At 61.2% G+C, this 6474-nt stretch carries 6 protein-coding genes; 3 read left to right on the plus strand and 3 right to left on the minus strand.

Going from position 1 to position 6474, the window contains the following annotated elements; genetic code table 11:
* From oxlT to VFE81_RS15315, 3 genes are all read left to right on the plus strand, one after another.
* Positions 1–1272: oxalate/formate MFS antiporter (gene oxlT / locus VFE81_RS15305; RefSeq protein ID WP_325045401.1), on the plus strand; the 1272-nt coding region annotated here is incomplete at its 5' end.
* Between the two features lie 30 nt (positions 1273–1302).
* The gene (locus tag VFE81_RS15310; protein WP_325045402.1) at positions 1303–2247 is read left to right on the plus strand and encodes a LysR family transcriptional regulator; all 945 of its coding nucleotides are present in this window, start codon (positions 1303–1305) and stop codon (positions 2245–2247) included.
* On the plus strand, positions 2237–3688 hold the full coding sequence (locus tag VFE81_RS15315) for an aldehyde dehydrogenase family protein (protein WP_325045406.1): 1452 nt from the start codon (positions 2237–2239) through the stop codon (positions 3686–3688). Before VFE81_RS15310 ends, VFE81_RS15315 begins: the two co-directional genes overlap by 11 nt.
* Before the next feature lie 93 nt (positions 3689–3781).
* Here the strand turns inward: VFE81_RS15315 and VFE81_RS15320 are convergent, their stop codons facing one another.
* The 3 genes from VFE81_RS15320 to VFE81_RS15330 form a co-directional block, all read right to left on the minus strand.
* A complete protein-coding gene (locus VFE81_RS15320) occupies positions 3782–4759 on the minus strand; it encodes a 2-dehydropantoate 2-reductase (protein WP_325045403.1) in 978 nt (325 codons plus the stop codon).
* A 262-nt stretch (positions 4760–5021) separates the two neighbouring features.
* Positions 5022–5642 carry a LysE family translocator gene (locus tag VFE81_RS15325; RefSeq protein ID WP_325045404.1) on the minus strand — a complete coding sequence of 207 codons (621 nt, stop codon included), beginning with the start codon at positions 5640–5642 and terminating at the stop codon, positions 5022–5024.
* Positions 5643–5780: 138 nt separating this feature from the next.
* Positions 5781–6323, minus strand: coding sequence for a hypothetical protein (locus tag VFE81_RS15330; RefSeq protein WP_325045405.1), 543 nt, complete (start codon positions 6321–6323; stop codon positions 5781–5783).
* Positions 6324–6474 lie beyond the last annotated feature (151 nt).

Below are 6474 nucleotides of genomic sequence, written 5' to 3' on the forward strand. Positions count from 1 at the left end.
GGCATGATGTGCATGTCGTTGGTGGCCAATCTGCAATATGCATGGACGTTGTTCGTCACGCCGATGAACGCGCGGCATCACTGGGGTGAAGCATCCATTCAGCTCGCCTTCGCTATTTTCATCCTCACTGAAACCTGGCTCGTGCCGGTGGAGGGCTGGCTGGTCGACAAGTTTGGACCGCGCCCGGTGGTTGCCGGCGGTGCGGTCTGCGCCGGTCTCGCGTGGGTCATCAATTCGTATGCGACGACGTTGCCGATGCTGTATGTGTCAGCGGTCATTGCCGGGATCGGCGCAGGCGGTGTGTACGGTACGTGTGTCGGCAATGCGTTGAAGTGGTTTCCGGATCGTCGCGGTCTTGCAGCCGGCCTGACTGCGGCAGGTTTTGGCGCCGGCGCGGCCGTCACCGTCATTCCAATCGCCAATATGATCACGCGCTCGGGCTACGAACACACCTTCTTTGTGTTCGGCATTCTGCAGGGCGTTTGCATACTCGCGCTCGCGTTGCTGTTGAAGAAACCGAACTTGCAACATCAAGCCGCCCCGAAGAGGAAGTTCGCGGTCACCAAGGTCGATTACACGCCGGGTCAGATGATCAAGACACCTGTGTTCTGGGTGATCTACGTGTCCTTTGTCGCGGTGGCAGCGGGTGGCCTGATGGCGACCGCGCAAATCGGTCCGATCGCGAAAGACTGGGGGCTCGCACGCATCCCGATGACGATCTTCGGCATGACCCTGCCGCTGCTTACGGCCACGCTCTCTATCGACAATATCTGCAACGGCTTTACCCGTCCGCTATGCGGGTTCATCTCCGACAAACTCGGCCGCGAAAACACGATGTTCGTGATCTTTATCGGCGAGGGCCTCGCACTGCTCGGGCTGATGCAGTACGGCAGCAACCCGTATGCGTTCATGACGTTCGCCGCGTTGATCTTCCTGTTCTGGGGCGAAATTTTTTCGATCTTCCCAGCAATTTGTGCCGATACCTTCGGCAGCAAATATGCGGCGGCCAATGCGGGTACGCTTTACACCGCGAAGGGCACGGCGTCGCTGCTGGTGCCGATTGCCTCGGTACTGTCGGCCAGCGGCGGCTGGACTCTCGTCTTTATCGTCTCGGCTGTCGTCACGATCGCCGCGGGCATCTCGGCGAAATTCATTCTCGCGCCAATGCGTTCGCGCTGGATCGAATCGCACAACGAGCCCCAGGGCGTGCTGGCTGTGGCCGGCAGCAAGTCCTCGCGGCTTAGCCACTGGCCTGAGCAATCAGGGGAATAGGTTGAGGAGCACACACCCGGCCGTTACGTCATGAATGTTTCGTTGCAGCAACTCAAGGTGTTCGTCGCCGTTGCGCGTGAACGGAGCTTTACGCGCGCGGCGCGCGAGTTCGATCTGACGCAGTCGGCGGTGAGCCGTTGCGTGCGCGAACTTGAAGACGCGGTCGAATTGAAACTGTTCGACCGCACCACCCGCCAGGTAGAACTAACTCATGCGGGCGCGAGTCTGGAGCGCAGAATCGGCCGCCTGCTCGATGAAATCGAATTGACGCTGCGCGAGGAGCGTGCCGCTTTCGACGGACACACCGGCGTGGTCGTGCTGGCGAGTAATCCCGTGTTGTCGTCGAGTTGGGTGGCTCGGGGGCTGGCTCGTTGCGCGTCGGTGTTTCCCGAGCTGATCGTGTCCGTCAAGGATCAACCGCAAAGCGGCGTGCTCGCGAGCGTCGAACAGGGGGAAGTGGACTTCGGCGTGGTTTCGGTGGCCGAGCCCCTGGTCAGCGATCAGTTGCACGCGCAGGTGGTGTTCACGACGCCACTGCATGTAGTGATGCCCTCTGCGCATCCGCTGGCGCGGCAAACCGGCGTTGCATGGAGCGCGTTGCAGGAATGCGCGCTCGTCACGCTGAATGCCGATGCGGGCATGCGCGCGGCGCTCGAGCTTGCCTTCAGCGCGCACGGCCTGAAGCGACGGCCGGCGCAGGAACTTGGACACGTCGCGGCGGTGTTGCGTATGGTCGAGCTGGGTATCGGCATCGGCGTTTTACCTGTCGATGGTCATTGGCCCACGTGCGATGCGTCACTGGTCAGCCGACCGCTCTTTCCCGAAATGAATCTGACGACGCTGCTCGTGCATCGCCGTAACCGCTCCCTCAGACCCAACGCCGCAGCAGCATGGGCGCAGTTTGCCGCCTTGGCCGATCCGTTGCAAATCAATCCATGCAACATGCCCTACAAGGAGTTTCATGATGGAAACTGACACCGACCTCAGGCGCCATGATCTGCTGATCGACGGCAAGCGTTTGCCGCCCGGCACCGGCGAATATTCCATCGACATCAACCCGGCGACCGAAGAGCCGATTGCGCTGGTGGCACAAGGCAGCGCTGCCGATGTTGATACCGCGGTACATGCGGCGCGTGCCGCATTGAAAGTGTGGAATGCGATCCGGGCAGCCGAGCGAGGCCGCATCCTGATGCGTCTGGCCGGCTTGATGCGCGAGAACCTGGAAGAACTCGCCGCGCTCGAAAGTCTCGACGCCGGTAAGCCGATTTCCTCGGTGATGCGCCAGGATATTCCTGCAGCGATCGATACGCTCGAATACTACGCAGGCTGGTGCGACAAGATCAATGGGCAGGTGGTGCCGGTGCGTCCCGACGCGTTGACGTACACGTTGCGTGAGCCGGTCGGGGTGGTCGCCGCAATCGTGCCGTGGAATTTCCCGCTGATGATCGGCATGTGGAAAATTGCACCCGCGCTGGCGTGCGGTTGCACGCTGATCGTCAAGCCCGCGGAGATTACGCCGCTGACTGCGTTGCGCATCGGCGAACTCGCGCTCGAAGCGGGCGTGCCTCCGGGTGTACTGAATATCGTCACCGGTAAGGGGCGGGTGGTGGGCGATGCGCTGGTGGCGCATCCCGGTATCGACAAAGTGACTTTCACGGGTTCGCCTTCTGTGGGGCGCGGCATTCTGCAGGGCGCGGCCGGCAACTTCAAGCGCGTCACACTGGAGCTCGGCGGCAAGTCGGCGAACCTGATCTTCCCGGATGCGAATCTCGACAATGCGGTGCGAGCCGCGGCGTCGGGCATCTTCTTCAATACCGGCCAGGTGTGTTCGGCAGGCTCGCGCATTCTGGCTCATCGCGATGTCTACGACGAAGTGGTCGAACGTCTCGCGGCGCGTGCGAAGGCGATCAAGGTCGGCGACCCGGCGGCGCGCGAAACGTCGATGGGACCGCTTATCTCCGCCGCGCAGATGAAGACCGTGCTCGGCTATGTCGAGACAGGGCGGTCCGAAGGGGCGTCGCTCGTGACCGGCGGCGCGCGTGTGGGTGAGCGTGGTTTCTTCGTCGAGCCGACGGTGTTCGCCAACGTCGAGCATGAAATGCGCATTTCGCAGGAGGAGATCTTCGGGCCGGTGGCGACCGTGATCCGTTTCAACGACGAAGCCGATGCGATCCGTATCGCCAATGGCACGTTGTATAGCCTCGCGGCCGGCGTATGGAGCGCGGATATCGGCCGTGTGCATCGGGTTGCGCGGGATCTGAGAGCGGGCACCGTATGGATCAATACCTACGGCTATACCGATGTGCGCCTGCCGTGGGGCGGTTCCGGCGATTCCGGTTTTGGTCGCGAACACGGCGACGTGGCGATTGAAAACTTCACCGAGCCGAAGGCGGTGTGGCTGGCAATCGATCAATAACGATGTAAAAAAGGATCGAACGCGCGTGGCGTTCGATCCTTTTCTTTCCTGAACGGAAGCTTGTGAGACGTTCGTCGCAGTATGAGCGGGCGCTCAATCGCCCTGTAATGCCATCCGTTCGCGCAGCTTGACCAGTGCGAGCACCACGTCGATAGTCGGCGTGGGTTCCGCGACGAGGCGGCCCATTTCCTGCACTACCGTCAATAGCGGATCGATCTCCATCGGACGGCGGTTCTCCAGATCGACCAGCGTCGAGGTCTTATGCGCGCCGACCGCGCCCGCACCGTCAATGCGCTTTTCCACATCGACACGAAAATGCACGCCGAACTGATCCGCTATTCGCTTGGCTTCGAGCATCATCGTGCGTGACACCGCACGCGTGCCGGGGTCGCTGGTGAGGACGTCGAGCGTGGCGTGGGTCAATGCGCTGATCGGATTGAAGCACAGATTTCCCCACAGCTTGAGCCAGATTTCGTCGCGAATATTGTCGCGGATCGGTGCATCGAAACCCGCCGCTTGCATGATCTCGTGCAACTGTTGAATGCGCGGCGTGCGTTCGCCGCTCGGCTCGCCGATCGGGAATTTTTTGCCGTACACGTGCTTGATGACGCCCGGCTCGACGATCTCCGCGGCGGGATACAACACGCATCCGATCGCGCGTTCGGGGCCGAGCTTCGTCCATTGGCTGCCGTCCGGGTCGATGCTGGCGAGGCGCGTGCCGGCGAATTTGCCGCCGTGCTGGTAAAAGTACCAATAGGGAATGCCGTTGACGCCCGTGACGATGGCTGTGTGCTTGCCGAGGAGCGGCTGCATCGCGTCGACCACGCCGGGCAGCGAGTGCGCCTTCAGTGTGATGACCACGAAGTCCTGCACGCCGAGTTCACGTGGGTCGGACGTACAGCGTACCGGCGCGCTGACCGTTTCGCCATCCATGATCAGGCGTGCGCCGTGTTCACGCATCGCGGCGAGATGCGCGCCGCGCGCGACGAAACTCACATCCGCGCCGGCACGCGCCAGTTGCACGCCCATCAAACCGCCAATCGCTCCTGCTCCGAAGATACAGATCTTCATGATGCCGCCCCTGTGACGATGAGAAGTCGCTTGCCCGATGCCGCATATCATCTTACCGCGGCGGCGGGTCACTCTTCGAGCATAAAGGCGGGGGACGATTACTGATAGTTAAAGTTTCTGCAGCCATGCATTAGCTATCATTTATATATGCGCTAGCAGCCGGTTGCCCTGCGGGTTTCAACGGGCGAGAGGGGTGGTGCAAACCGAGGCGTAATCGGTGAGATCGTTCGGGAAGCTTAATATTTTGCTTTGAGCAGGTAGTTTATGTCCGCCGAACCAGCAGAAAGCTCACGCCGATCGTCGCCAGAAACGCCCCACAGCAGCGATTGAACCATCGGCGAACCTTGGCGCGAACCAGCCACTTGCCAAGGTGCATGCCAGCCCAGGAATACAGCGCTATCGCCACCCATTCGAGTACCAGAAAGCTCGCGCCGAGCACGGCGAACTGCGGCAGCATCGGTTTGGCGATATCGACGAATTGCGGCAAAAATGCAGTGAAAACCAGAATCGCCTTCGGATTGCCCGCCGCTACGAGGCATTCCCGCCGCGCAATCCGCCAGAGCGACGCCTCGTCCTGCTGGGTCGTGTCGATGGCCGGCGCGTCACTGCGCCACAACTGGATGGCAAGCCAGATCAGATAGGCAGCGCCGGCGAGTTTGATCGCAAGAAAGAACCACTCGGATGCATGCAGCACAACGGCGAGGCCGGTCGCCGCCAACACCAGCATCACCGCGAACGCGACAAGGCGGCCGGTGCCGCCGACGAACGCCGTCATGAAGCCGTGACGCGCGGCGACGTTGATCGATAGAAGATTGTTCGGGCCGGGCGCGAGGTTGATCGCGAAGCAGGCGGGCAGGAAGAACAGCCAGGCGGTGATAGACATGACGGCTCGCACGGAGAAGAGGACGGGATGGCATCGAATCAGGCGCGCGAGACGCGCAGCGGCAATGACGCCTTGATTCTGCTTTTTCCGATATGTCCCGATTGTAGCGAATCGGCGGATCGTGCCAATTCCGTCCGCTTAATTCACCGATTTAACGAAGCCTGGGTCGCTGATCAATGCATCGACGCTCTGCCTTACCGTGTCTTCGATGGCGATGGTATTGCTGGTGAATTTAGGCGACTTTTGCCGGACCGTCTTGGTGGTTGAGAACACAACATTCTGAGTCGTGATATCAGTCACGACATAGCGCATTTTCAGTGTCCAGAATGCCGGCGACCGCGAGTCGTCTACCGTGAACTGCTCGATGCTGCCGCTCAGAACCTTCCTGCCCCCGGTGAGATGAAACCCAGCGATCCGCAAGCTGCTGACGACGCCGTTGCGCACGGCCTCGCTGATATCGGTTTTTAGAATAATGCCGGTCATCGCCGTATTTTCGATCCGGTTCGGTGAAACCTGGCCGTTGCGAGCCGGCACGTAGACGAAATCGCGGGCGGGAGCGATGCTGAGCCAGCCGGTTGAATGCGCGGCCGCGGTGCGCGGTGGACTATTCAGACCAAACCACGACCACGAACAGGCGGATAGCATCAACGGCAGTGCGACGACGCCGCAACCCTTGAGCACAGCGGATCTCAGGGCCGGACGCGTGGGACCGAGCGATTGCCGCAGAGCCTGACTCTGTTGCGGCGACTCGGACGCTGTGCTGGAAAAAGCGGCAGTCGGGGTCAGAGGAATTGCCTTTTAGGTTGAGTCATCCCGGGACAGAGCAGCATGG

It is taken from the genome of Paraburkholderia sp. (assembly GCF_035656215.1).
GTDB lineage: Bacteria > Pseudomonadota > Gammaproteobacteria > Burkholderiales > Burkholderiaceae > Paraburkholderia.